The following is a 22740-nucleotide window of genomic DNA, read 5'->3' as shown; positions in this document are numbered from 1 at the left end:
CCGAGAATATATCGGCAGCGCATCGTGAAAGATGAGGCCTGAAAGGCCGCGCAAAACTAGTGGCACGTAGCCATTATTGTAGCCGGCCCTGCGCTGCACGGCTACCGCTAGGCCAACAACCCCAAGGCCTTGGCCCGCGCCACCGCCTGGGTACGCCGCTCTACGCCGAGCTTGCTGTTGATATGGCTGGCGTGGGTCTTGACCGTGTGCAGCGAAATGAACAACCGCTCGCTGATCTGTTGGTTGGAACAGCCCTGGGCGATCAGCTCCAGTACCGCAAGCTCTCGGCCGCTCAGGCTTTCTGCGCCGCTGTTCGGCACCTCTGGCAGCTCGGGCAGGCGCGCCAGCAGATCGCCCCTGAGCGCGCACTGGGTGCGTGGGGCAAGTTGTTCGCGCAACCACTGCGGGTGGCCCTCAATCAACCGCTGGAAGGCCTGCAGCACGCCACCCTGCGCAGCATCTAGCGCCTGCATCAGGCACTCGCTGGCCTGCTGTTCACGGCCCTGCGCCAGCAGCAAACTCACCAACTGGCACAACCCACACACCGCCAAGGCCAGGCCGCCACTGCCCTGCCCCCGTACCGCCAGCCCATGCAGCCGCGCTTCGGCGTCAGCGATGCGCCCCAGCACCTGCTCAAGCAACGCGCGCTGCAGTTCGATATGCAAAGGCAGCAAAGGGTGGAATTCAGGCGCAGCGGCGGGTTGCTGGCCGCCGTAGGTCTGGCCCAGGCGCAACAACCACGATTCGGCAAGGTCCGTGCGCCCCTGGGCCAGCCACAGCTCGCACTTCACCAAGGTGATCATGGCCAGGTAGAAAATCGGCGGCACATCCCAGATATGCATCAGCCGCTCGGCCTCGGCCAACTCGGCGAAGGCTTCGGCAAAGCGGCCTTCGCGCCCGTCCAGCGAAGCGATCACGCAGTGCCCGATCAACACGCTTATATCGCGACACGCCCGCGCTTCGCTAAGCCCCGCACGCAAGCGGGCTCGCGCCTGCGCCGGCTGCAGGCGCGTGGCCAGCAGATAACCCTCATAGAGCGTCAGCCGAGCGCGTACCGCATAAAGGCGCTGCGCCGACAGCCCCTGCAAGCGCTGCAGGCCCTGGTGCACCTCGTCCAGGGCCCTGAGCACTTCGCCACGGGCATGCAGCACCCGCGCCCGGTCGTAATGGGCCAGGGCTTCGAACAGCGGGTTGCCGACCCGCTGGGCCAGCTCCAGCGCCTCGCGGTTCCAGCCCCGGGCGCGCCAGAAATCGCCGTCGGCAATGGCCAGGTTGGACAGGGTCGACAGGCAGACCAGGCGCTGCCCATAGCGTTTTAACGGCAAGGTTTGCAGGGCTTCGCCGCAGTACGCAAGCGTGCGCTGGCGATCCCCTCGCCCGCGAGCGATGACCCCGCTCAGCGCCAGCCACTGGGCCAGCATGGAGCGCTGCGCAGTGGCCGATGGCGCTGGCAGAAACCGGCTGAGATGAGCCGCCAGCTCTTCGGCGGCGTCCAGTTGGCAGGCCAGGCCCAGTGCCCAGCTGTACAGCACGATCAGCCGCGGCGTGCTGATCAGCAGGCTGTCGGGGAGGTCCATTTTCCAGCGCAGCAACATGCCGACGTTCTGCTCGGCCAGCAGTTGTTCTTCAGAGAGGCTCTGCACCAGGTCTGCCGCAACATCGAGGTGGCCGGCGCGCAAGGCCTGTTCAACGGCCTCGTCGAGCAGGCCCTGGGCTTGGAACCAGCGGCAGGCGCGCAGGTGCAGACTGACCAGCGGCTCACTGCTCTGGCGGCTACGCAGCAAATCGGAAAACAGGTGGTGGTAGCGGAACCACCGGCCATGCTCGTCAAGCGGCACCAGAAACACTTGGTGGGCTTGCAGGTAGTGAAGAACCTCAGCGCTGTCCACGCGTTCACGCAGCGCGTCGCACAGGTCGGCGCAGAAGCGCTCCTGGCAGGCGGTATCGTAAAGAAATGCCTGCACATGGGCGGGCAGAATATCGATCACTTCTTCGAGCAGATAGTCGCGGATCAGGCCCTCGCCGCCATGCAGGGCTTGCGGCAAGGCACCGTCTTCACCCGACTCGCTGGCGGCCAGTTGCCAGAAACGCAAGCCCGCCACCCAGCCGTCGCTGCGCTGGATGAGGTTGTCCAGAGCCTGGCCGCGCAGCCCGGTGGGCTGCCGACCGATCACCGCCAGGGCTTCGTCCGGGGTCAGGCGCAGGTCCTGCTCGTTGAGTTCGACCAACTGCCGCGATAGCCGCAGCCGCGCCAGGTGCCAGTCGGGGCGCTGCCGGCTGGTCACCAACAGGGCCAGGCCTGCTGGCAGGTGGTTGAGGAAAAACTGCAGGCAGCGGTCGAGCACCGACCCCTGAGCCAGGTGATAGTCGTCAAGCACCAGCAGCAGAGGGGTGTCGGGCTGCAGGTACAGCGCCAGCTCATCGAGCAGGCCATCAAGCCATTCTTCAAAGGCGAAGGGTTGATGGCGCTGGCGCATTTTCAGCAAGCCCATCGCTTGGCCGCCCAACGCCGGGCAGAACTGCTGCAGGCCTTCGAGCAAACGCTCAAGAAAACGGCCGGGGTCGGCATCGCGCTGGCTCAAACCCAGCCACAGGCTGCGCCAATGGCTGGGCAGCGCCTGGCAGAACTCGATGGCCAGGGAGCTTTTGCCAAAGCCTGCCGGCGCGCTTACCAACAACAAGCGCCCTGCAAGGCCGGTGCTCAAGCGCTGGCAAAGGCGTGGCCGGGGGACGTGCGCCTCTGGCAGCGGTGGCCGATAGAAACGCCCGTCCAGCAGGCCAATGGCCTGGCTGGCGACTCCATGCATACGGGACAGATCAGTCATGGCCGGCTCGTTCTGATGGAAACTTCGTCGGTACGGATGTTGCGAGACTAGCGGCAAAAACAGCGCATTTGAAGGCAATGGCCGCGATTTGCACAAAAAGACTACGACAAAACGCAACAACGCTGATCGACATCAGCGGGCCGGATAACCGGCCATAAGCCAGCATTGGTCTCTACGCAACTTTGGCGCGGCGCAGGAGCACAAGTTGTTGTGGCGAGCGGGCTTGCCCCGCGTTGGGCTGCGGAGCAGCCCTGAGGGATACCGGTGTGTGAATACTTTGACAGAGATAGGTTTTAGAGCTGCTTCGCAGCCCAACGCGGGGCGAGCCCGCTCACCACAATGAAATATGTCTGAGCGAGAAATTGTGTAGAGACCCATGACGCAAACGGGGCCGCATCGCGGCCCCGGATCGGTCAGAAGCCTGCAACAGGCTTAGCGCACCCCGGACTGGCGCAGTGCCGCGGGTTGGAAGTCAGCTTTGCTGGCAGTAAAGCCGAAGTCGTAAGCGCGCTTTTCTTCGTTTTTCATGCCCAGTGCCAGGTAACGGCCCGATTGCAGGTCGTAGATGGCTTCCAGGGTATACCACGGCACCTGGTTGGCGTAATACGGCTGGGCATGCGCCTCAGACACCCGCCACAGCTGGTTGCGGCCATCGTACTGGTCGATCACCGCGGCCTGCCAGGTGTCCTCGTCGATGTAGAAGTCACGCTTGGCGTAGATATGCCGCTGCCCAGGCTTGAGGGTTGCCACCACATGCCAAACACGGCGCAGCTCATAGCGCGAGAGGTCCTGGTTGATATGGCCGGCCTTGATGATGTCGGCGTATTTGAGCTTCGGGTCATCCAGTTTGAAAGCGTTGGAGGCGATGTACAGTTCTTTCTTGCCCTCAAGCTTCCAGTCGTAGCGGTCGGGCGCACCGTTGAACATGTCCAGGTTGTCCGAGGTACGCAGACCGTCGGCGGCGGTACCCGGCCCGTCATACGACACTTGCGGCGCCTGGCGCACGCGGCGCTGGCCGGCGTTGTAGATCCAGGCCTTGCGCGGCTCCTTGACCTGGTCGAGGGTCTCGTGCACCAGCAGCACGGTGCCGGCCAGGCGCGCCGGGGCGGTCACCTCCTGTTTGAAGTAGAACAGGATGTTGCCGGGGTTGGCCGGGTCGTAGTCCTTCATGCGGTCGCGGAACACGAACTGGTCCTGGAAGTACACCAGGCTGTAGGAGCCGTTTTGCTGCGGCGTGGCCTGGGTCACCAAACGCGTGACGCTGCCGCCACGGTAGCGGGTGATGTGGTTCCAGATGACTTCCAGACCGTCTTTGGGGATCGGAAACGGCACCGCAGTGCGGAAGTTGTTCAGGCCGTTGCCACCTTCTACCAGGGTGGTTTTGGTGGCGTTTTCCTTGATGGCGGCGAACACATCATCAGGCACCGTGGCGCCACGGTGGGTTTTGTACACCGGGATCTTGTAGCTGTCGGGGTAGCGTTTGAGCATGGCCATCTGGCCGGGCGACAGTTTGTCCTTGTACTGCTCGGCGTTCTGCGCAGTGATGGTGAACAGCGGCTTTTCGCTGGCATAGGGATCGGACAGGAAACCTTTGCCATCGACACTGCCGGCAGTTTTGCCCAGCGGCTCCCAAGGGCCGATGGAGCCGTCGGCGTTGCCGGCCTTTTCTGCCCCCATCGGCGTCAGCGTGGAACCCAGCTTGGCCGCCTGGTCGGCAGACACCGCCGCCATGACGCTGGTCGCCAGCAAGGACATGCCCAAGACACCGGCCTGCAGTAGTCGTGTGGTCATTTTCATACGGTTGTCGTCCTGAATCAGTGGGCTTAGAAGTTCACGCCGAAGCTGAGGGCGACGAAGTCGCGGTCATCTACGGTTGTGTACTTGCCATCGAAGAAGTTGGTGTACGAAAGGCTCGCCGTGTAGGTGTTCTGATACTCGGCGTCCAGGCCCAGGCTGACTGCCTTGCGGCCTTCCTCGAAGTTGGCACCTGGGCCTGGCGAGTAGCCAGACACGTCGTGGGACCAGGCCACGCTAGGCTTGAGGTTGACCCCCGAGAACACATCCGGGTACTCCCAGATGGCACGGGCACGGTAGCCCCAGGAGGTGCTGGTGGTGAAGCCATCGCTGTTGCAGTTACGCGACAGGTTGGCGGTCGATGTACCCAGGCCCGAGCCACCAATGGTGCCGGCGTTCAGGGTCTGGCAGGTGCCGTTGGGCAGCTCCCCTGGGCCGTAGACCGGGTCGCGGCCGTAGCGCGCCTTGCTGGTGCTTTCGAGCCCGCCCACGTAAGTGACGCCGACTTCGCCGACGAGGGTGAGGCGGCTGGCGCCCATTACCTGGTCCAGGAAGTGGGTGAATGTGGTCTGGAACTGGGTGATCTCTTTACGCCGGTAACCATGCAGGTCTTGCCCTGGCGTGCCCTTGAGCACCGAAGCATCGTTGAAGCCGCCAATCGGCGTCACACCTGCGAACAGGATATCGGTTGAGTTCAGTTGCACCGGGGCGTTGGGCCGGTAGCTGAGTTCACCGCTCCAGGCAGTGCCGGTGGGCAACGTGGTGGAGAAGCTCAGGCCGTACAGGCGAATGTCTTCCGGGTACTCGACGAAATACTGCGAATTGCCCGCCACTATAAGCGCCTGCAGGTTTGCCGGCAGTGCTGCAATACGGTCGAAGACTCCCTGCGAAGCGCCGGTGGCGCTGAAGATCGGCGCGCGGCTGTGGTAGTTCATGAAGTAGGCGCCGAACTCGGTGTCGAGCGGCTCGAACATATAGCGGAAGGCAACGCCAAATTGGCCGCTGTCGCGCGCGTCACGATCGGCGCCGCGCCTGACCAGCACGCCTTCGTCGTTGTAGTTCACGCCGTTGGCGGCGAGCAGACCACGGACGCCTGCAGGCAAGCCGTTCAGCGTACGGGCGCTGCTCAGCACCCGCAGGTTGTCGGTACAGCCATCGGCAATGATGTCCGGCTGCGAGAAGAACGTACCGCAGTTGTCGACGACAGTCTGGTCCCACTCCACCTGGTAGAAGGCCTCGGCCGACAGGTTGTCGGTCAGGCTCTGGGAGACATAGAACATGTTGACCGGAATCAGCCCTTCCTTCACCTCGGAGCCGGGGCGGCGGAATGCCGATACGTCGATCGGGTTGATGGAGTTGATACCGCCGCCAATGAAGGTGCTTTCACCCCAGCTGACCACCTGCTTGCCGAAGCGCACCGAGCCCGGCATGTCGCCGATGGAATAGTTGTGGTAGACGAACGCATCGAGAATCTCGCCGCCCGAGGACTGCGCGCCCTCTTTGCGGTTGGAGTCACTGATGTCCTTGAACTCGCGGTGTTCATCCTTGAGCTCGAAGTCGTACCAGTACTTGCCGCGCACGAACACCCCGGTGTCGCCGTACTTGAGTTCGAGGTCGTGGATGCCCTTGAAGATCTTCGAGAAGGTCTCGCCCTTCTTGAAGTTCAAGTGACCGTCGTCGGAGGTTTGCGACAACCCCTTGCCGCCATTGTTGGCGCCGATGAGGTTCTTGTTCGGGCTGGCGGTGGACCAGCTGGCGCCGACAGAGAGCGACGAGTCGAACTGGCCTTCGATTTCACCGATGTTGAAGCTGACAGCGAAAGCAGGGCTTGCGAGCGTGGAAGCAAGGCTGACGGCCAAAGGCAGTCGGGCCCGGCGCCAGAACGGGTTTGCAGATGTCATCGACGCTACTCCATGTACTTTATTGTTATGGCAGTGAGTCCCTTCAGAAACGGCCCGAGCGCCTGGTGACATGGCTCCTGCCCGCAGCGCCGCACAACGTGCGTCGCCTCCCCCATTCCTGAAAATCCCCTGAGCCGACTATAGCCAGCGGCCAAAGGTGCTTGATCCCTCTAAAGTGTGATTTGCGCTCCGTGCGGCCGACGAGCACCGGGTAATTGCGCCTGATGATCGCCGTGCACAAGCATGGCTCATTTTTTTGCTTTGACAAGCCACCAACCCCTCTAGCGTGGGCAACGGCCTGAAAATAGCCGCGCCCGCTCGCGTTTACAGGGTGGACAGAAATGCGCTGTTACTGGCCTGCCATTCAGTGATGTCCAGGCGGATACGCTTCTTGTCGAGCTTGCCGACGCTGGTCTTGGGAATTTCAGTAACAAGGGCGATCTGGCTGGGGATGGCCCACTTGTTTATATGGCCCTGCTCGACGAACGGCTTGAGATGGTCCTTGAGCGTACGCGCATCGACCACTTGGCCCTCGCGCACCACAATCAGCGCGAATGGCCGCTCACCCCATTGCGGGTCGGGCACGCCCACCACGGCCACCTCGCGCACCCCCGCGTGGCGGCTGATGAGGTCTTCGAGGTCCAGCGAGGACACCCACTCACCGCCGGTCTTGATCACGTCCTTGATGCGGTCGCGAATATCGATGAAGCCCATGCTGTCCAGGGTGGCCACATCCCCGGTATGCAGCCAGCCGCCCTGCCACAGCTCGGCGCTTTTTTCCGGCTCCTTGAAGTAGCCCATGGTCAGCCACGGCGCACGCAGCACCAGCTCGCCCTGATGTTCACCATCGGCAGGCAGGAAATTGCCGTCGCCATCGACAATGGCCGCCTCGACCAGCGGCACCGGCACCCCGGCCTTGATGCGGTAGGTGACGCGTTCGTGCTCGCTACCGGCTTGCAGTTCGTCGTTCAGGTGCGCGGCGCTGATCAGCGGGCAGGTCTCGGACATGCCATACGCGGCAGTCAGCTGGATGCCGCGCGCCAGCGCCGCCTCGTAGAGGGCGCGGTTGAGTGCGCTGCCGCCAATGATGATTTTCCAGCCGCCGAAGTCCTGGCCTTGCGAGTTGGGGCAGTTGAGCAGCATTTGCAGGATGGTCGGCACACAATGGGAGAAGGTGACCTTCTCTTCGCGCCACAGCTTGACCAGCATGTCGGGCTCGTAGCGGCCGGGGTACACCTGTTTCATGCCAAGCATGGTCGCGGCGTAGGGAATGCCCCAGGCGTGCACATGGAACATCGGGGTGATGGGCATGTACACATCATCGCTGCCGATCAGCCGCACGCTGTCGATACTGCCGGTGACCGACGTTTCGGCCAGGGTGTGCAGTACCAACTGACGGTGGGTGAAGTACACACCCTTGGGGTTGCCGGTGGTGCCCGTGGTGTAGAAGGTGGTGGCGACCGAGTTCTCGTCAAAGTCGGGGAAGTCGTAGTGCGGGCTGGCCGCAGCCAGCAGCTGCTCGTACTCGCCAACCAGCCCCGGCAAATCGGCTGATTTGCCTGGCCCGTCGGTCAACAGCAGGGTCTTGTCCACCGTGGTCAGTTGCCCGGCAATGGCCTGGTACAAGCCGACGAAATCGCTGTTGACCAGCACGAAGCGGTCTTCGGCGTGGTTCATGGTGTACAGAATTTGCTCAGGCGAAAGGCGCACATTGATGGTGTGCACCACCGCGCCGATCATCGGGATGGCGAACATGCATTCGAGGTAGCGATGGCTGTCCCAGTCCATCACCGCCACGGTATCACCGGCCTTGACCCCGGCAGCGCTAAGCACGTTGGCCAGGCGCGCGATACGCTCGGCGAGCTGTGGATAAGTCAGCCGCACCTGGTCGCGGTAGACGATCTCGCGGGTTTTCTCGTAACGACCACCCGACATCAGCAGTCGCTTGATCAACAGAGGGTACTGATAGGCGCCCTCGGCGGGCTTGATGATGCGCGTCTGCAACATAGAGATCCCTTTTCTGTAGAACGGCCCGGACATTTCAGACAGTTACTGTAGATCGGTGAGGCACCCGTCAAATCAGCCAAAGGAATGATTCGGCTTTGCCAGGTATGAGAAACGTGGCCCGGCGGCCTTGAGTGTGCACCACACTTGATGACGTAACCGCGCCTGATTAAGTAAGGTGCAGGTCGGGCGCCACCGCCCAGACCACGCCCCCGCAGAAGGACCCGTCATGACCGCCGCACGCGATGCCGTATTTCTCGACCATGCCTCCCTGGACCTCGGGGACCTCGACCTAGGCCCCTTGCAGCAGTGCTTTTCGTCGCTGCGCTGCCACCCGGCGACCGCCGCCGACGAAGTCGCCGAACGCCTGAAGGGCGCCACAGTGGCGATCAGCAACAAGGTGGTGCTCGATGGTGCAACCCTGGCGGCCAACCCGCAGCTCAAGCTGATCCTGGTGTCGGCGACCGGCACCAACAACGTTGACCTCGCCGCGGCGCGCGCCCAAGGCATTACCGTGTGTAACTGCCAAGGTTATGGCACCCCTTCGGTGGCCCAGCACACCTTGGCCCTGCTGCTCGCGCTGGCCACGCGCCTTTGCGACTACCAGCAGGCCGTGGCGGCCGGGCAATGGGCCAAGGCCAGCCAGTTCTGCCTGCTCGACTTCCCTATCGTCGAGCTTGAGGGCAAGACCCTCGGCCTGCTGGGCCATGGCGAATTGGGCGGGGCGGTGGCGCGCCTGGCCGAAGCGTTCGGCATGCGTGTCCTCAGTGGCCAGATTCCCGGCCGGCCGGCGCGCGCCGACCGCTTGCCCCTGGACGAACTGTTGCCCCAAGTCGACGCCCTGACCCTGCACTGCCCGCTCACCGAGCAAACCCGGCACATGCTCGGGGCCCGTGAGCTGGCGCTGCTCAAGCCCAGTGCGCTGGTGGTCAACACCGCGCGCGGCGGGCTGATCGACGAGCAGGCCCTGGCCGATGCGCTGCGCAGCGGGCACTTGGGCGGGGCCGCCACCGATGTGCTCAGCGTCGAGCCCCCCATCAACGGCAACCCGCTGCTGGCGGCGGATATCCCACGCCTGATCATCACCCCGCACAGCGCCTGGGGCGCGGTGGAGGCGCGCCAGCGCATCGTCGGCCAACTGGCCGAAAACGCCCAGGCGTTCTTTGCCGGGCAGCCACGGCAAGTGGTCGGCTGAACCGCAGGCGGCTCTGCTACACTGCGCGACTTTTTTCAGGAGGCGTCGTCCATGGACCCGCGCAGTGAAGTGTTGCTCCGCCAGGCGGAGCTGTTCCAGGGCTCGCTGCTGATCGCCGGCGCCCCCGCCGACGGCCTGCTCGCCGAGCTGCCGCAAGCCCAGGCCTGGACCTGGCACGCCGGCGACCAGGCGCAGCTTCTGGGCCGTTTTCCTGGCCGCTGCCACCACGGTGTCGACGCACCGCAGGTGCCCTTCGACAGCGCCGTGCTGTTTTTGCCCAAGTCCCGCGAGCTTGCCGCCTATCTGCTCAACGCCCTGGCCTCGCGCCTGGCTGGCCGCGAGCTGTACCTGGTCGGTGAAAAGCGCGGCGGCATCGAGGGCGCAGCCAAGCAATTGCAGGCGTTCGGCAAGCCGCGCAAGCTCGACAGCGCCCGCCATTGCCAGTTGTGGCAGGTAACCGTAGATAACGCACCGGTTGCGCAGCCGCTGGAAAGCCTTGCAGAACGCTTCGAACTGGCGTTGCCTGACGGGCCGCTGCACGTGGTCAGCCTGCCTGGCGTATTCAGCCATGGCCGCCTGGACAAGGGCACCGCGCTGTTGCTGGAGCATCTGCAAAACCTGCCCAGCGGCCATGTGCTTGATTTTGGCTGTGGGGCTGGTGTGCTGGGCGCGACGGTCAAGCGCCGTTACCCGCAAAGCCAGGTGACGCTGCTGGATGTCGACGCGTTTGCGGTGGTTGCCAGCCGCCTCACACTGGCCGCCAATGGCCTTGAAGGCGAGGTAATCAGCGGCGACGGCATCGATGCAGCGCCCCAGGACCTGAGCGTGATTCTGAGCAACCCGCCGTTCCACACCGGGGTGCACACGCATTACCAGGCAGTTGAAGACTTGTTGGCGAAATCTGGCAAAATTCTGCGAAAAGGCGGCGAAATGCGCCTAGTTGCCAACAGCTTCCTGCGCTACAAACCGTTGATAGAGGCCGCCTTGGGCAACTGCGAAACCCGCGCCGAAGCACAGGGTTTCAAAATTTACCGCGCCACGCGCGGTTGAAAAACAGCGCTTGCCTAAAGCGTTTGGCCTAGGCAGAATCCGCACCGTCCTAGGGGAGTAGTCTCCCGCAAGCACCCAGCTTGCCCGGCACGCGTCAACATACTTGGCCCTCAGGCCATGGCGCGTGCGACCCACGGTCCACACAGATGGATCCAGGGTTTGACAAGACCTATGACACGCACACCTTACCCGGGGCGGGGAGGCTGTACGTGTCATAGCCGTGTCGACCCGCCCCCGTAGGAATCCTGATGCTGGAATCGTTGCTCGTCCCCACCGCCATCGTTGCGCTCGCCGAAATTGGCGACAAGACGCAATTGCTCGCGCTTATTCTCGCGGCCCGCTTTCGCAAGCCTTGGCCGATCATTGCCGGTATCGTCGCCGCCACCTTGGCCAACCATGCCGCCGCGGGCGCTGTGGGCGCCTGGGTCAGTGGGTTTTTCAGCGAGTCGGTGCTGCACTGGGTACTGGCCGCAAGCTTCACCGCCACGGCCTTGTGGACCTTGGTGCCGGACAAGATGGACGATGATGAAACCAGCAACGCGCGCCGCTTCGGGCCGTTCCTGACCACGCTGATTGCGTTCTTCCTGGCGGAGATTGGTGACAAGACCCAGGTCGCCACAGTGATGCTGGCTGCGCAGTATCCGCACCTGATCATGGTGATCATTGGCACCACGCTGGGCATGCTGATTGCCAACGTGCCGGTGGTACTGGCGGGTAATTTTGCAGCAGATAAACTGCCGTTGACGCTGATCCGTCGCCTGGCGGCGGCGGCGTTCGTGGTGCTGGCAGTGGTCGCCGTGTATTCGGCAATGAAAACCAGCGGCTGGATAGGCTGATCGAAAAAACGCCGCCCCTTGCAGGAGCGGCGTTCGAGGGCTTACTTCTTCGACGCTTGGTACAGCGGCATCACCTTCGGAATGGCTGCCTGCAGCGACGCAATACGGCTGGTGGAAGCCGGGTGAGTGCTCATGAACTCAGGCGGCGCGCCTTCGGAAGCCTTGCTCATCTTGTTCCACAAGGTGATCGCAGCGTTCGGGTCGTAGCCGGCGCGGGCCGACAGTTCGAGGCCGATCAGGTCGGCTTCGTTCTCGTTGGCGCGGCTGTTGGGCAGGGTCATGGAGTAGTTCACCACGGTGTCTGCCATGGCCATCTTGTCCTGGCCAATGCCGAAGATGGCGCCGGCGCCTTGGCGGGCCATTTCCACGCCGTAGGCCTTGGACATTGCTTCACGGCCATGCTCGCGCAGGGCGTGGGCAATTTCGTGGCCCATCACGGCGGCGATTTCTGCGTCGGTCAGCTTCAGCTGGTCGATCAGGCCGGTGTAGACGATGATCTTGCCGCCTGGGCCGCAGTTGGCGTTGAGCTCGTCGCTCTTGATGACGTTGACTTCCCATTTCCACTGCGCGGCGTCCGGCCGGAACTGTGGTGCCTGGGCGATGAGGCGGTCAGCAATGGCCTGCACCCGCTTGGCGTCTTTGCTGGACTTGTCCAGCACGCCTGCGTTGGTGGCTTCACCGAGGGTCTGCTGGTACGACTTGGCGTACATCTGGTTGACCTCATCGGTCGAGAGCATGCTGAACATGTACTGCTTGCGTTCAACACCGACGGCGCCACCACTGGTGGTATTGACCGCCTGACAGCCGCCCAGCAGGATGCCGGCGCTCAACATGCTGACAACGAATGACTTACGCATGAAAACACTCCCTATTTACGTGCCGCGTATCCTAGGCGTTGGCGCTTCAGGCCGCTAGAGCTTTGGGTAAGTTTTCCTACGTAAGCCGACGATTCAACTGACCCGGTGCAGGCTCACGCTGGGGTCAGGCATTCCGGGCCGTCAAGCTTGGGGTCGTTGACCAACAGCGCCAGGGCGCGCTCGCGCAGGCTGGCCGGGGGTTTGGCGAGCAGCTCGTGCAGGCGCGCCAGCGGCGTATCGGGGTCGAGCCACAGCGCCTGCTCGGCTTCATCCAGAATCAGCGGGCGGCGCTGGTTCATTGCAGGCTGGGTGATTACCGCGCAGCTTAGCCAAACCTGCTCTTGCACCGGGTATTGTTCCCACACGGCGGCAAAGAACAGCGAAGCGCCCTCCCCCGGTGTCACCCAATACGGGCGTTTGCGTGCAGTGCCGCGCCACTCGTAAAAGCCGTTGGCCGGCATCAGGCAGCGCCGCTGGCGGAACGCATCGCGAAACATCGGTTGTTCGGCCAGGGTCTCGGCGCGGGCCTGGGCGGGCGTGCGCGAGAGGTCGGTCAGCCAGGCCGGGGTCAGCCCCCAGCGCGCACTGGCCAATTGCAACTGGCCGGCCTGCTGGCGCTGGATCAGCACCGAGGCGCCGGGCGAAATGTTCCATTGCGCACGCTGCTCAGGGGGAAACCCCGGCAAGCCGGCAAAGGCTGGGGACCAGCGAAACAGGGCGTAGCGTCCACACATGGGCGAAATCAAAACCTAACAGATCAGGGTTCCCGGATAACTTTCCGGTTCGTCGCCGGCAAGGGGCTGGGCAGCATTGTACGCATCGATCAGTTGCCGTGCGTAGGCGGCATGCTCATCGGCGACCGCCAGGCCCAACAGCCCGTGCATCGGCAGCTCACCCACCGCGCCCATCAGGTCGCGCCCGACCAGGTGCACCTCAACGCCTTCGCTGGCGAGCATGCCCACCAGCATTTGCGCCTCCAGCAGGCTTTCAGGCTCGTATATACGCAGCATCAGTCGTTCTCGCCGTAAACATCGAGCATCCACTCATCACCCTCGACCTGCAGCTTGAAGGTGATGGGCTTGCAGCAGACCTGGCAGTCCTCGATGTACTCCTGGTCGCCGGCAGACAGGTCCACGGTCGTTTCAACCTGTTCACCACAGTACGGACAATCGTAGATAGCAGTTTCCAGCATCGCGGTCTCCTGAGTGACTTGTGCGTATAATTGCCGGTCTATTTACAGGGCTGATGTGTGTCGGAGCCGTTTTTCCGACCCCGCCCCTACCTTATTACCCTAGCCGTTTCCAACAAGAGAGCATGATGGGCGAATTCGATGCCATCCGACCGTACGACGACGCTGAGGTGCCTGCCGTTCTGGCGCGCCTGTTCAGCGACCCGGCATTCCTCGATATCCTCACCCACTTCCGCTTCCCGCGGGCAGCGGGCGCCTTCGGCTGGCTGCTCAAGCCACTGATCGCGCGGCGCCTGCGCAAAGAGTTCGCTGGCGTGAGCTGCGTTTCGACGTTGCAGGACAAAGTCGAGTACTACGTCGACCGGACCATCGACCGTGCAACCGACGGCGTCACCTACACCGGCGTCGAGCAGCTCAAGGCGGGCACCGCCTACCTGTTCCTGGCCAACCACCGCGACATCGTCATGGACCCGGCTTTCGTCAATTACGCCGTGTACCACGCAGGCTTGCCCACGCCGCGGATCGCCATCGGCGACAACCTGCTGCAGAAGCCCTTCGTCAGCGACATGATGCGCCTGAACAAAAGCTTCATCGTGCACCGCTCGATCAGCGGCCGCCGCGAGAAGCTCGCCGCCTACCAGTTGCTGTCGGCCTACATCAACCATTCCATCCGCAGCGATGGCGCCTCGATCTGGATCGCCCAGGCCGAAGGCCGCGCCAAGGACGGTGATGACCGGACCGATTCGGCGATCCTGAAAATGTTCCACATGAGCCGCAAGGACGAGCCGTTTGGTGCGGTGATCCAGAGCCTGAACCTGATTCCGGTATCGATCAGCTACGAATACGACCCGTGCGACCAGGCCAAGGCCCGCGAGCTGTACATCCGCGCCACCACCGGCAGCTACACCAAGGCGCCGGGCGAGGACGACAACAGCATTGCCCAGGGCATTACCGGCTACAAAGGCCGGGTGCACATCAACTTTGCACCGCCTGTAACCGAGTACCACGAGGACACCAAGCAACTGGCCCTGGCCATCGACCGGCAGATCCTCGGCGGCTACCGGCTGTTCCCGGTGCACTACCTGGCCTATGCGATGTGGGCCGAGAAAGACGAGGCACTGCAAGTGCCGAGCGCTGACAAGGTGTTCCCGGCCGAAGAGCTGCAAAAGGCCCGCGCAGAATGGCAGCGCCGCCTGGACGCCTGCCCTGCCGAGCAGCGCCCGTACCTGGTGCAGCAATATGCGACGCCGGTGCGTAACCAGTATCAGGTCAAGCGCCAGGCCACCTTGGCCTGAATCAGGCCCAGGTGCTGAGCCACGACAGCAGCAGGGCCATCGCCAGGCAGGTGAACCCGAGGCTGTAGTAATAGCGCGGCACGCGCAGGTCGAAGCCTTGCGCCGCGCCCTCATCCACCGCCAGCCGCTGGCGGGTGATTGCTGCACGGCGCCGGGCGCTGTGCAGCAGCAAACCGCCCGGGCAGGTAATCAGCAGGGCCAGAAGGTTTACCAGTTTGGCCGGATGGGCAGCGAGAAAGCCCATGAGCACTTGCAACGACATCGACACGACCCTCGGTTTCAGGTTCAGCAAAGCCCGGCATTCTACCTAGGCCCGTTGGCACGCCCGCACTTTTGCGACCAACTGCGACTAAATTTCATCTGTCATACGCTCGTCATCAAGACAGGCCACCCTGTCGGCCTGCAACCGAACCGGAGCTTGTCATGCTGCACGCCGAAAACCAGGACCGTCTCTACCTTGTTGCCCAGAGTGACGAACAGCAGGCGCTGATCGATGGTTTTTCCATCAACGTGCAAGACCGCCACTGGCTGGTGTACTGCGCGCTCGGCGGTCACAGCCATGACGACCTGCCCGAGGTCGATACGCAAACTGGGATCAGCCTGCTCGACTTTCACGTCCACGCCGCCTGAGCCTGTGCGGGCCTCATCGCAGGCTGGCGCCAGCTCTCACAGAAATTGAGTCTGCTACCCATATCGCAGCTGACGCGGCCCCTGTGGGAGATTCTATGGTTTTGTACAAGCCTCTTCCCACTAGACATATCTCCTTGTGGCGAGCTCCCTTGTGGCGAGCGGGCTTGTCCCGCGTTGGGCTGCGCAGCAGCCCCTGGGGTTTTCAGGGCTGCTGCGCAGCCCAACGCGGGACAAGCCCGCTCGCCACGGCTCTCTATCATTTTCCACAGGATTGGGTCCAACCAGCAATTTTGCGGTTGAGCACAGCCTGCGATGAGGCCCGCGAAGACCACAAAAAAGCCCGCTGCCTGACACTCAGGCAGCGGGCTTTATGTTGAAGCCGGACGTTACTCGCCCAGTACCTGACCGACAGTCGGGTCCTTGAACAGGCGGGTCAGCGCATCGCTGAGCACGTCGCTCACCAGCTTGGTGTTGGTTTCCTGGTTCGGCGCCATGCCGAAGCGCTGGTCCAGCGAAGCACCGTAGCGGCCGCTGTAACGGCGGTTGGCGTTGGACACGTCAGCACGGAAGGTGGCGCCGATGGTGGCCTCGGTCACGTACATCTTGTCCTTGGGCGACTGATACTTAAGCTCCGCCAAGGTGACCGTCAGCTGTGGCGCGCCAGCGGCGTTGGGCGTCGGGGTGAAGCCGAGCAGGCGTACCGCAGCTTCGGCCTGGGCCTGCAGCTTGGGCACGACATCGTTGCCATTGACCGTGATGGTGCTGGTTTCAGGGTACATGCCACCGCGGGTGCCCAGCGACTGCGAAGCACGGCCATCAACCACTCGCACCACCACCGCCTGGCCATGGCCGACCGGCGCCAGCTGTTGGGTAAGCTTGGGCTGCGGGCTGAGTTGTTGCGGGCTGTGGGCACAACCGGCCAGGCTCAGGCTGGCCACCGCGAACAAACCGAACAACAGACGTTGCAACATGCGCATTTCTCCAGAAAAAGCGGCAAAGGCGCACAGTATACCCAGCGCCGAGCGGTTAGCGGCAAGCTGCGAGAAAAACCGCCGTAGAGCGCGCATGCACGGCGCTCGGGCTTGCACCCCGGCAAGAGGTGGTTGGCAGCAACGCATACTCGCTACCTGACAAACGCTGCAATAAAAACCAATAAGAACGACCTTTCTGCCCGCGACATCGCTATAATCTCCCCCCGATTATAAGGACGTCTCCTGATCGGGCCCCGCATTCGCCGATTGACCCCGGCACCCTCGACGCTTCGCCCACAGAGAGCCTTCCACTCAGGTCTTGCATTGGCTGTCGTGCCTGCTGTTCTGGCCGCCTGCTTGGCATGAACCTGCGGGTTGCCATCGCGCATCCCTTTTGAGGTTCACGTCTCCAAAAGAGCGTGAAAAACACGGTTTTCACTACTTCACAAGAGTGTGGCGAGCAAATGAACAGTCTGGCATGTGTAAAAGCGACAGATGTGTCTGCAACAGCCCTGAACAGGCGGCAAACGTACTCCTGCTGGATGGGAGCCTGAGGCCGGTCCATAACGCACGACGGATCACTTGACCATAAGTCGAATTGCCGCAGGGGTGGCAATCGGGGTTCAATAGTGCAACCCCCCGAGACTGATTGGCGGTGTCCGCGGAAGTGGCAACAACTGCGAAGAGTCGGACATGGCAATCCGGGCAACCCCGGTTTCCTATGCTGTCAATTAGGTGCTGTAGATTGTGGAGACGCGTTAAATGGCGCAGAACGAATCGGTTGATGTAGTACTGGTAGGCGCGGGCATCATGAGTGCCACCCTGGCCGTACTGCTCAAGGAGCTCGACCCGGCCCTCAAGCTGGAGGTCGTCGAAGCGATGGACTCCGGTGCTGCGGAAAGCTCCAACCCGTGGAACAACGCCGGTACCGGCCATGCCGGCCTGTGCGAGCTCAATTACACCCCGCAGGCCGCCGATGGCAGCATCGACATCAAAAAGGCCGTGCACATCAACACCCAGTTCGAGGTTTCCCGGCAGTTCTGGGCTTACCTGAGCAAAAAGGGCACCTTCGGGTCGCCGCGCGCGTTCATCAACCCGGTCCCGCACCTGAGCTACGTCGAAGGTGACAAGGGCGTGGGCTTCCTCAAGAAGCGTTTCGAGCTGCTCAAGCAGCATCACGCCTTCGCCGAGATGGAGTACACCGAAGACAAGGCGGTGATGAACGACTGGATGCCGCTGATGATGCCCGGCCGCCCCGCCGACCAGCACATTGCCGCCACCCGCGTGATGAAAGGCACCGACGTCAACTTCGGCGCGCTGACCAACAAGCTGCTCAAGCACCTGGGCAACAGCCCGGATGCGCAGGTCAAGTACAGCAAGAAGGTCGTCGGCCTGCGCCGCAACGGTAGTGGCTGGACAGTGAGCATCAAGGACGTCAACAGCGGCAGCAGCCGCGAAGTCGACGCCCGCTTCGTGTTCCTCGGCGCCGGTGGCGCTGCCCTGCCGCTGCTGCAGCAATCGGGCATCCCCGAGAGCAAGGGCTTCGGCGGCTTCCCGGTGAGTGGCCAGTGGCTGCGTTGCGACAACCCGGAAATCGTCAAGCAGCACCAGGCCAAGGTCTACAGCCAGGCCGCTGTCGGCGCACCGCCCATGTCGGTCCCGCACCTCGATACCCGCGTGGTCGATGGCAAGAAGTCGTTGCTGTTCGGGCCGTACGCAGGCTTCACCACCAAGTTCCTCAAGCACGGCTCGTTCATGGACCTGCCGTTGTCGGTGCGCCTGGGCAACATTGGCCCGATGCTGGCGGTGGCCCGCGACAACATGGACCTGACCAAGTACCTGGTCAGCGAAGTGATGCAGTCGATGGAGCAGCGCCTTGATTCGCTACGCCGCTTCTACCCTGAAGCCAAGGCTGAAGACTGGCGCCTGGAAGTGGCCGGCCAGCGCGTACAGATCATCAAGAAAGACCCGAAAAAAGGCGGCATTCTGCAGTTTGGTACCGAGCTGGTTTCGGCCCAGGACGGCAGCCTCGCAGCCCTGCTGGGTGCATCACCAGGCGCTTCGGTGACCGTGTCGATCATGCTCGACCTGATCGATCGCTGCTTCCCCGATCAGGCCAAGGGTGCCTGGGCCGCCAAGCTCAAGGAAATCTTCCCGGCCCGCGAAAGCGTATTGGCGACCGACGCTGCCCTGTACCACAAGATCAGCGCCGACAACGACGCAGCGCTGGACCTGGTGGAAAGCAGCCCGGCCAAGCACTACGCCTGAGCCGCGCGTAAAACGAAAAAACGCCCTTCGGGGCGTTTTTTTGTATTCGTGGGGTGAGGGTGAGGTTCGACGGTTTTGTACAAGCCTGTCCTGGCCTCAACATGGCTGGTGGGACCCAATCCTTTGGGAAATGATAGAGCGTCGTGGCGAGCGGGCTTGTCCCGCGTTGGGCTGCGCAGCAGCCCTGAAAACCCAAGGGGCTGCTGCGCAGCCCAACGCGGGGCAAGCCCGCTCGCCACAAGGAGATATGTCTGGCGGGAACAGGGTTGTACAAAACCATCAAACTGCTCAGGTCAATCAGCCGCGGGCCTTGTCGATGATCTCGATGTAGTCCGGCGCGGTGCGCTGGTCGGCGATCACTTCGGCAAAGGTCTTGCCGTGCTCATCCTTGCCATCGACATCGAAGCCCGCCTCGACGAAGAAGCCGACAAAGCGCTCGAAGTCGTCGATACGCAGCCCACGGTAGGCTTTGATCAGCTTGTGATGCGATGGCGACGTCACGCCATCGGCTGGCTCGAATTGCAGAAACGCCTTGATGTAGTCGTCGCTGATTTCATCGCCAATTATTTGTTTCTTGTCTTTACGCATCGCCGGCTCCCACTGAATCATCACGGAATTTCGAAGGCCGGCAGTGTACCCCTCGCCCGCCTCGGGCCTCAACGCGTACGTACGGTGCCGGTGTGCAGGTCGGCCCAGATGTGGCCGTTGGGGTAGCTCAGAAACTGCACATACAGGGTTTCGTTGCGCAGCAGGTCCATGATTACCCGGTAGTCAGCCATGGGGTAGTTGAGCGTCAGGGTGCGCGTCTTGTCGTCGTAGACCGGCTTTTTCAGGCTCTTGCCACCCTCACCATCGAAGTTGAGCAACACCTGATTGATGGTGGCGCCCTTGTTCATCGGCTTGCCCTTCAGGCGCATCTGCAACGATGCGGTGATCGGGATCGGCTGCTGGTCGGACTGGCGCTGGGTGCCAACCACGACCGAATAGTCGGTGACTTGCAGCAGTTGCTGGGCGGTCGGTGCTTCCTGGCGCAACGACAGGTCATCAGCGGGCAGGAACTGGCTGTGCAGCGGGGCCGCAGAGAGTGGCAGGCTCAGCGCCAGCAGCAGAGGGAAAATCGCGCGCATGTGAGGCTCCTTGGCATGAGGAGGCACTCTAGCATGGTGGGTTTGCCGCTATAGGGCTGATTGCATGCCGCCGCCGGCGGTGGCGGCATGCGCGAGGCAGCGTTACAGGCCTTTGACGGCGAAGATGCCATTGGCGTTGCGCCAGTAGCCTTTGTAGTCCATGCCGTAGCCGAAGATATAGCGGTCGATGCACGGCAGGCCGGCATAGTTGGCCTTCAGGCCCGGGCTGGCCTTGCGATCGTGGTCCTTGTCGATCAGCACTGCGGTGTGCACCGAACGGGCGCCGGCGTGCTTGCAGAACTCGATGATGGCGCTGAGGGTGTGGCCCTCATCGAGAATGTCATCGACGATCAGCACGTCGCGGTCGATGAACGAAACCTCAGGCTTGGCCTTCCAGAACAGCTCGCCGCCGCTGGTCTGGTTGCGGTAGCGGGTAGCGTGCAGGTACGAGGCTTCGAGCGGGAACTGCAAATGCGTGAGCAGCTTGCCGGCGAAGATCAAGCCGCCGTTCATCACACAGAACACCACGGGGTTCTTGTCGTGAAGGTCGGCGCTGATCTGCTTGCCGACCTCGGCGATGGCCGCCTCGACCTGAGCTTCGGTGTAAAGGCAGTCAGCCTCGTGCATCACTTGACGGATGTGCTCTAGATCGGCGGACATGGCGCTCTCCAGGGGGTGCAGTTTGGAAAAGCGGGCAAAGGTACGCATCCGCTCGGCCCAGATCAAGCCTTTCTGGACTAACGTGCACAATGACTGCACGACAGCAAAGACTGAATAGATTAATCTAGCGCGGTTTTTTTGCCCGCCTTCCGGAGCCCCCCATGCCTATTCGTGAGATCCGCCATCCGCTGATCCGCCACAAGCTCGGCCTTATGCGCCGCGCCGATATCAGCACCAAGAATTTTCGCGAACTCGCCCAGGAAGTCGGCGCGCTGCTGACTTATGAAGCCACCCAGGACCTGCCGCTCGAAAACTACGAAATCGACGGCTGGTGCGGCAAGGTACAAGTCGAGAAAATCGCCGGCAAGAAGATCACCGTGGTGCCTATTCTGCGCGCCGGTATCGGCATGCTCGACGGCGTCCTCAGCCTGATCCCGGGTGCCAAGGTCAGCGCCGTCGGCGTGGCCCGCAACGAGGAAACCCTCGAAGCGCACACCTACCTGGAAAAGCTCGCCCCCGACATCAACCAGCGCCTGGCCCTGATCATCGACCCGATGCTGGCCACCGGTGCCTCGATGGTCGCCACCATCGACCTGCTGAAAAAAGCCGGCTGCAAGGAAATCCGCGCCATGGTGCTGGTCGCCGCCCCGGAAGGCATCGACGCGCTCACCCGGGCGCACCCGGATGTACAAATCTACACCGCTTCCATCGACCAGCGCCTGAACGAGCACGGCTACATTGTGCCGGGCCTGGGCGATGCTGGTGACAAGATCTTCGGCACCAAGCAGAAGGACGCCTGACCATGCAGGACGGCTTCAACGACCCGCTCTGGCGCCAGGTCGTTTCGGGCGCGCAGATGCTCTTCGTGGCATTTGGCGCGCTGGTGCTGATGCCGCTGATTACCGGCCTGGACCCCAACGTCGCCCTGTTCACCGCAGGCATCGGCACCTTGCTGTTCCAACTGGTCACCGGCCGTCAGGTCCCGGTATTCCTGGCGTCGAGCTTTGCCTTCATAACCCCGATCATCCTCGCCAAAGGCCAGTTCGGCCTGGCCGCGACCATGGGTGGGGTGATGGCCGCAGGCTTTGTCTACACCTTCATGGGTTTGATGGTGAAGATCAAAGGGACAGGCTTCATCGACCGCATGCTGCCGCCGGTGGTCATCGGCCCGGTCATCATCTCCATTGGCCTGGCCATGGCGCCGATTGCCGCCAACATGGCCATGGGCAAAGGTGCTGACGGCGCGGCGCTGATGCCGTACAAGACCGCCATGCTGATCTCCATGCCGGCCCTGCTGACCACCTTGGTGGTGGCGGTGTTCGGCAAAGGTATTTTCCGCCTGGTGCCGATCATCTCCGGGGTGCTGGTGGGCTTTGCCCTGTCGTTCGCCTTTGGCGTGGTCGACACTGCCAGGATCGCTGCAGCACCGTGGCTTGAACTGCCCAATTTCACTGCGCCCGAGTTCAACTGGCAGGCGATTCTGTTCATTGTTCCGGTGGCCCTGGCGCCGGCAATCGAGCACATCGGCGGGGTAATTGCGGTGGGCAGCGTGACCGGCCGTGACTACCTGAAAAAGCCTGGCCTGCATCGCACGCTGCTCGGTGATGGCCTGGCCACCACCGCAGCCGGCCTGTTCGGCGGCCCGCCCAACACCACCTATGCCGAAGTGACCGGCGCGGTGATGCTGACCAAGAACTACAACCCGAAGATCATGACCTGGGCGGCGCTGTTCGCCATCACCCTGGCGTTCATCGGCAAGTTCGGCGCCCTGTTGCAGAGCATCCCGGTGCCGGTGATGGGCGGCATCCTGTGCCTGCTGTTCGGCTCGATCGCAGCGGTGGGCATGAATACCATGATCCGCCACAAGATCGACCTGGCCGAGGCGCGCAACCTGGTGATCGTGTCGGTGACCTTGGTGTTCGGTATCGGTGGCGTGCTGATCGGCAGCGGCGACGGCCCGGACGACTGGGGCCTGAAAGGCATCGCGCTGTGCGCGGTAGTGGCCATTGCCCTGAACCTGGTGCTGCCTGGCAACGACAGCTGGAAGAACAACAAGCTGGACGACCAACTGCCTTAAGGTTCTACAACACCGTAGGAGCGGCCTTGTGCCGCGAAAGGGGTGCGAAGCACCCCCAGCT

General features: G+C 62.7%; 21 protein-coding genes and 1 riboswitch. Of the genes, 8 read left to right on the top strand and 13 right to left on the bottom strand.

Going from position 1 to position 22740, the window contains the following annotated elements:
- Positions 1-107: 107 nt before the first annotated feature.
- The 4 genes from HU719_RS00940 to HU719_RS00925 all read right to left on the bottom strand — a co-directional run bounded on the left by HU719_RS00940 (position 108) and on the right by HU719_RS00925 (position 8527).
- Complete coding sequence (locus tag HU719_RS00940; protein WP_186536427.1) at positions 108-2825, bottom strand: winged helix-turn-helix domain-containing protein; 2718 nt, start codon at positions 2823-2825, stop codon at positions 108-110.
- Positions 2826-3257: 432 nt separating this feature from the next.
- Positions 3258-4622 carry a DUF1329 domain-containing protein gene (locus HU719_RS00935; protein ID WP_186536425.1) on the bottom strand — a complete coding sequence of 455 codons (1365 nt, stop codon included), beginning with the start codon at positions 4620-4622 and terminating at the stop codon, positions 3258-3260.
- Positions 4623-4648: 26 nt separating this feature from the next.
- Positions 4649-6520 (bottom strand): DUF1302 domain-containing protein, encoded by a 1872-nt coding sequence (locus tag HU719_RS00930; protein ID WP_186520271.1) that lies wholly within the window; start codon positions 6518-6520, stop codon positions 4649-4651.
- Positions 6521-6844: 324 nt separating this feature from the next.
- A complete protein-coding gene (locus HU719_RS00925) occupies positions 6845-8527 on the bottom strand; it encodes a fatty acid--CoA ligase (RefSeq protein ID WP_186536423.1) in 1683 nt (560 codons plus the stop codon).
- A 226-nt stretch (positions 8528-8753) separates the two neighbouring features.
- Between HU719_RS00925 and HU719_RS00920 the strand changes: the two genes are divergently transcribed.
- The 3 genes from HU719_RS00920 (at position 8754) to HU719_RS00910 (ending at position 11605) form a co-directional block, all read left to right on the top strand.
- Positions 8754-9719, top strand: a complete 966-nt coding sequence (locus HU719_RS00920) for a 2-hydroxyacid dehydrogenase (protein ID WP_186536421.1) — start codon at positions 8754-8756, stop codon at positions 9717-9719.
- A gap of 51 nt (positions 9720-9770) precedes the next feature.
- Positions 9771-10769: a methyltransferase gene (locus HU719_RS00915; RefSeq protein WP_186536419.1), complete on the top strand. Its 999-nt coding sequence runs from the start codon at positions 9771-9773 to the stop codon at positions 10767-10769.
- A gap of 40 nt (positions 10770-10809) precedes the next feature.
- Positions 10810-10930, top strand: a riboswitch (yybP-ykoY riboswitch).
- 87 nt (positions 10931-11017) lie between these two features.
- Positions 11018-11605, top strand: a complete 588-nt coding sequence (locus tag HU719_RS00910) for a TMEM165/GDT1 family protein (protein WP_186520267.1) — start codon at positions 11018-11020, stop codon at positions 11603-11605.
- Positions 11606-11646: 41 nt separating this feature from the next.
- Here the strand turns inward: HU719_RS00910 and HU719_RS00905 are convergent, their stop codons facing one another.
- From HU719_RS00905 to HU719_RS00890, 4 genes are all read right to left on the bottom strand, one after another.
- On the bottom strand, positions 11647-12462 hold the full coding sequence (locus HU719_RS00905) for a M48 family metallopeptidase (RefSeq protein ID WP_186520266.1): 816 nt from the start codon (positions 12460-12462) through the stop codon (positions 11647-11649).
- A gap of 113 nt (positions 12463-12575) precedes the next feature.
- Positions 12576-13196, bottom strand: coding sequence for an SOS response-associated peptidase (locus HU719_RS00900; RefSeq protein ID WP_186520265.1), 621 nt, complete (start codon positions 13194-13196; stop codon positions 12576-12578).
- A gap of 15 nt (positions 13197-13211) precedes the next feature.
- A complete protein-coding gene (locus tag HU719_RS00895) occupies positions 13212-13472 on the bottom strand; it encodes a putative signal transducing protein (RefSeq protein ID WP_186520264.1) in 261 nt (86 codons plus the stop codon).
- A complete protein-coding gene (locus HU719_RS00890; RefSeq protein ID WP_186520263.1) occupies positions 13472-13654 on the bottom strand; it encodes a CPXCG motif-containing cysteine-rich protein in 183 nt (60 codons plus the stop codon). The genes HU719_RS00895 and HU719_RS00890 overlap by 1 nt, the downstream gene beginning before the upstream one ends.
- Before the next feature lie 125 nt (positions 13655-13779).
- Between HU719_RS00890 and HU719_RS00885 the strand changes: the two genes are divergently transcribed.
- Positions 13780-14946 carry a 1-acyl-sn-glycerol-3-phosphate acyltransferase gene (locus HU719_RS00885; RefSeq protein ID WP_186536417.1) on the top strand — a complete coding sequence of 389 codons (1167 nt, stop codon included), beginning with the start codon at positions 13780-13782 and terminating at the stop codon, positions 14944-14946.
- Position 14947: 1 nt separating this feature from the next.
- On the opposite strand, the gene HU719_RS00880 is transcribed toward HU719_RS00885, so the two are convergent.
- The gene (locus HU719_RS00880; protein ID WP_186536415.1) at positions 14948-15208 is read right to left on the bottom strand and encodes a hypothetical protein; all 261 of its coding nucleotides are present in this window, start codon (positions 15206-15208) and stop codon (positions 14948-14950) included.
- A gap of 161 nt (positions 15209-15369) precedes the next feature.
- Here HU719_RS00880 and HU719_RS00875 point away from each other — a divergent pair, with 161 nt between their 5' ends.
- Positions 15370-15576, top strand: a complete 207-nt coding sequence (locus tag HU719_RS00875; RefSeq protein ID WP_186520260.1) for a hypothetical protein — start codon at positions 15370-15372, stop codon at positions 15574-15576.
- A gap of 386 nt (positions 15577-15962) precedes the next feature.
- On the opposite strand, the gene HU719_RS00870 is transcribed toward HU719_RS00875, so the two are convergent.
- The gene (locus HU719_RS00870) at positions 15963-16547 is read right to left on the bottom strand and encodes a YajG family lipoprotein (RefSeq protein WP_186523594.1); all 585 of its coding nucleotides are present in this window, start codon (positions 16545-16547) and stop codon (positions 15963-15965) included.
- Between the two features lie 762 nt (positions 16548-17309).
- On the opposite strand from HU719_RS00870, the gene mqo reads away from it, so the two are divergent.
- The gene (gene mqo / locus HU719_RS00865) at positions 17310-18815 is read left to right on the top strand and encodes a malate dehydrogenase (quinone) (protein WP_186537489.1); all 1506 of its coding nucleotides are present in this window, start codon (positions 17310-17312) and stop codon (positions 18813-18815) included.
- Positions 18816-19112: 297 nt separating this feature from the next.
- Here mqo and HU719_RS00860 read toward each other — a convergent pair whose 3' ends face one another.
- From HU719_RS00860 to HU719_RS00850, 3 genes are all read right to left on the bottom strand, one after another.
- A complete protein-coding gene (locus HU719_RS00860) occupies positions 19113-19403 on the bottom strand; it encodes a PA4642 family protein (protein ID WP_186521586.1) in 291 nt (96 codons plus the stop codon).
- A 68-nt stretch (positions 19404-19471) separates the two neighbouring features.
- On the bottom strand, positions 19472-19942 hold the full coding sequence (locus HU719_RS00855; RefSeq protein WP_186521587.1) for a hypothetical protein: 471 nt from the start codon (positions 19940-19942) through the stop codon (positions 19472-19474).
- Between the two features lie 102 nt (positions 19943-20044).
- Entirely contained in the window at positions 20045-20602 is a 558-nt protein-coding gene (locus HU719_RS00850; protein WP_186537394.1) for a hypoxanthine-guanine phosphoribosyltransferase, read from the bottom strand.
- 161 nt (positions 20603-20763) lie between these two features.
- On the opposite strand from HU719_RS00850, the gene upp reads away from it, so the two are divergent.
- Entirely contained in the window at positions 20764-21402 is a 639-nt protein-coding gene (gene upp / locus HU719_RS00845; RefSeq protein WP_186521589.1) for a uracil phosphoribosyltransferase, read from the top strand.
- Positions 21403-21404: 2 nt separating this feature from the next.
- Entirely contained in the window at positions 21405-22679 is a 1275-nt protein-coding gene (locus tag HU719_RS00840) for a uracil-xanthine permease family protein (protein WP_186537395.1), read from the top strand.
- Positions 22680-22740 lie beyond the last annotated feature (61 nt).

The sequence above is a fragment of the Pseudomonas farsensis genome, from assembly GCF_014268805.2.
Taxonomy (GTDB): Bacteria; Pseudomonadota; Gammaproteobacteria; order Pseudomonadales; family Pseudomonadaceae; genus Aquipseudomonas; species Aquipseudomonas farsensis.
This window is presented reverse-complemented; position numbering and strand designations above follow the sequence as displayed.